Annotated in this window: 2 protein-coding genes and 1 pseudogene; 1 reads left to right on the forward strand and 2 read right to left on the reverse strand. The window is 66.3% G+C overall.

The genetic code is table 11. The features are described from left to right. Both SB4_RS18655 and SB4_RS18660 read right to left on the reverse strand, forming a co-directional pair. A partial coding sequence (locus SB4_RS18655; protein WP_193753900.1) for an aldo/keto reductase occupies window positions 1-419 on the reverse strand: 419 nt, incomplete at its 3' end. A gap of 7 nt (window positions 420-426) precedes the next feature. Then, window positions 427-624 carry a hypothetical protein gene (locus tag SB4_RS18660; protein WP_058753736.1) on the reverse strand — a complete coding sequence of 66 codons (198 nt, stop codon included), beginning with the start codon at window positions 622-624 and terminating at the stop codon, window positions 427-429. A gap of 9 nt (window positions 625-633) precedes the next feature. On the opposite strand from SB4_RS18660, the pseudogene SB4_RS20240 reads away from it, so the two are divergent. Next, window positions 634-821, forward strand: a pseudogene (locus SB4_RS20240) (hypothetical protein); the annotation flags it as partial.

Below are 821 nucleotides of genomic sequence, written 5' to 3' on the forward strand. Positions count from 1 at the left end.
ACCGCGTCCTGCGGCTGATCCTCGTCATCCTGATGCGCAAAATACAGGTCGATCCGATCGGTGCCGAGCCGTTTCAGCGAGGCTTCGGCCGCCGCCGCGATCCGGCTCGGCGCCAGCTTCTCGCCGCCTTCGCCGGGTAGCATCCCGACCTTGGTCGCGATCAGCACCCGGTCGCGCTTGCCACTGGCCTTCAGCCATTCGCCGATCATCGTCTCGGACTCGCCGCCCCGATGCCCGTCGACCCAGGCGGAATAGACGTCCGCCGTATCGATCATCGTGCCGCCCTGGTCGACAAAGGCGTCGAGCACCGCAAAGCTCGCCGCGCGGTCGGCGGTCCAGCCAAAGACATTGCCGCCCAGCACCAGCGGCGCGATCATCAGGTCGGTCGAGCCCAGGCGGCGAAGCGGCAGGTCGGTCATGGCGGGATCAGCTTTCGTTGTCGGTGGGATTTCCCTCCTCAACGTCCGAAGGGGCCATCGCGTTCAGATCGACCGCATTGGCGTCGAGCATGGCGGCGGCTTCGTTGAGCTGGCGATTTTCCTCCGCGCTCAGCCCCTGGGGCTGGTCATGCGAGGAGCAGGCGGCGAGCGGCAGGAGCGCGACGGCAAGGGCAAGGCGTTTCATCGCGCCATCATGGCAAAAGCCCGGATGAAAGGAAAAGGGGAACCGGCATGGCGGGCGGATGCGTTGAGGCGGCTCTTGTTCCCTATCCGTGAGGTCGACGTCATGCTCGCATCGTTCAAAATGGGTCTGGTCGGTGGGCAGCGCGCGATGACGCCATTGGCCGCCGTGTCGATCGCCGCCGCGCGGGGGCAATTACC

It is taken from the genome of Sphingomonas sanguinis (assembly GCF_001476905.1).
GTDB classification, from domain to species: domain Bacteria; phylum Pseudomonadota; class Alphaproteobacteria; order Sphingomonadales; family Sphingomonadaceae; genus Sphingomonas; species Sphingomonas sanguinis_B.